The 1,907-nt window shown below is 57.2% G+C and carries 3 protein-coding genes; all 3 read left to right on the top strand.

What is annotated here, in order from left to right:
* Positions 1-499: type I restriction-modification enzyme R subunit C-terminal domain-containing protein (locus tag BEN47_RS00685; protein ID WP_317039442.1), on the top strand; the 499-nt coding region annotated here is incomplete at its 5' end.
* A gap of 20 nt (positions 500-519) precedes the next feature.
* Positions 520-1,272 carry a restriction endonuclease subunit S gene (locus tag BEN47_RS19980; RefSeq protein WP_083321965.1) on the top strand — a complete coding sequence of 251 codons (753 nt, stop codon included), beginning with the start codon at positions 520-522 and terminating at the stop codon, positions 1,270-1,272.
* A gap of 78 nt (positions 1,273-1,350) precedes the next feature.
* Positions 1,351-1,907 (top strand): restriction endonuclease subunit S (locus BEN47_RS19975; protein WP_193427118.1); only part of this gene is annotated, 557 nt, incomplete at its 3' end.

Raw genomic sequence — 1,907 nt, 5'->3', positions numbered from 1 at the left:
GATTACGGCCCTGCAGCTGCTGCACAACCAGCCCTACGCCCGCCGGGCCGTCACGTTTGCCCAGATTCGGGAGCTGGCCCTGGCCCTGCGCCTCGACAACCCCCAGCTCACCCCCGAGCACCTCTGGACGGCCTACGAGCAGCTCGAAAAGGCGCGGGTGCGCGGGGCCGGCCCCCGCACCCTACTCACCAACCTCATCAGCCTGGTGCGCTTCGCCCTGCACCAGACCGAGACGCTCACCGCCTACCCCCTCACGGTGGCGGAGCGGTTCGGGGCCTGGCTCGCCCGGCAGCAGCAGGCCGGCCGCGCCTTCAGCCCCGAGCAGCAGCACTGGCTGGGCCTGATGCGCGACAAGGTGGCCACCTCCCTGAGCGTGGAGGCCGAAGACTTCACCCTGCCGCCCTTCGTGGACCTGGGCGGCTACAGCCGCGCCCGCCAGGTATTCGGGGCCGATTTGCAGGCCATCGTGGACGAATTGAACGAGGCCCTGGCCGCGTAAGGAATAATTGACTTAGAAAAATGTCTTTAGGTATAGCAGTAAGTGACATCGTCTCACAATCCGACGACTCCATTTTAGCCACCCACACTACATGGGAAAGAATTGAACTTGGTAAGATTGCCACTATTCAAAACGGCTTCCCTTTTAAGTCAGAACTGTTTTCACCAACCCCGGATGGCATGCCCCTTATTCGCATCCGGGACGTGGGAGAAGATGCTTCAGACACTTTTTACCGTGGAGAGTATCCCAGCGAATTTGTTGTAAACGCCGGTGACTTACTGGTTGGCATGGATGGAGATTTCAAATCAGCTATCTGGAATGGTCCGGCCAGCTTGTTGAATCAGCGGGTTTGTCGAATTCAGTTGAATACGGAGTTGTTTGACTTCAAATTCCTGTTTTTCTCACTCCCCGGCTACCTGAAGGCGATACACAAAGTCACTTCAGCCGTGACGGTTAAGCATCTTTCGTCGCGCTCAATTTCTGAGATTCCACTGCCCCTCCCGCCCCTGCCCGAGCAGCGCCGCATCGTGGCGAAGCTGGAGGAGCTGTTCAGCCGGCTCGATGCGGGCGTGGCGGCCGTGCGCCGCAGCCAGGCCCTGCTGAAACGCTACCGCCAATCGGTGCTGCACGCGGCCGTGACCGGCGAGCTCACCCGCGCCTGGCGCGAAGCCCACCCCGCCCCCACCGAAACCGGCGAAGCCCTGCTCACCCGCATCCGCGCCGAGCGCCGGGCGCAGTGGGAAGCCGCCCAAGTCACCAAGCGCGGCGGCTAACTCCCGCTGAACGATGCCTGGAAATCGAAATACGAAGAGCCTGAAGCGGTAGAAGTAGATACTTCAAGCCTTCCCGCTTTGCCAAAAAGCTGGGTTTGGTCTAATCTCGGGTTCTTAAAATCTTTTTCACTTTACGGTCCTCGATTTTCGAGTGATGACTATGCTCCAACTGGCATTAGTGTTTTAAGGACTACTGACATCAACGATTCTGGCAAAGTCGATTTGTCGTCAACTCCTAAAATCAACTTATCAGCATCGGATTTCGAGAAATACAAAGTTGTTAAGGGCGACTTATTAATCACCCGAACCGGAAGCCTTGGCACTTTGGCAGTCTTCAATGATGATATTGACGCTATACCAGGAGCATATTTGATTCAATATCGACTTGTCATGAAAGCACTGGTCGACTACTCTTTTCTCTTTCTAAAGTCACCAAATGGAATAGGCGCTTTGCTGAAAGGCGGAGCAGGTGTAGGTCGTCCAAATATCAATGCGCCTACTATTGAAGCAATTCCTGTCCCCCTCCCGCCCTTAGTCGAGCAAGCCGAAATCGTAGCCGAAGTAGAGCGCCGCCTCACCGTGCTCGATGCCCTGAGCCAGACCCTCACCGCCGAGCTGAAACGCGCCGAGCGCCT

The sequence above is a fragment of the Hymenobacter lapidarius genome, from assembly GCF_001816145.1.
GTDB lineage: Bacteria > Bacteroidota > Bacteroidia > Cytophagales > Hymenobacteraceae > Hymenobacter > Hymenobacter lapidarius.
Note: the sequence above shows the minus strand (reverse complement) of the source record. Positions and strands in the feature narration are given on the sequence as shown.

Excerpts from the sequence above, each read along its gene's own strand:
- BEN47_RS19980 (WP_083321965.1), top strand. The coding sequence starts at position 520 with ATGTCTTTAGGTATAGCAGTAAGTGACATCGTCTCACAATCCGACGAC.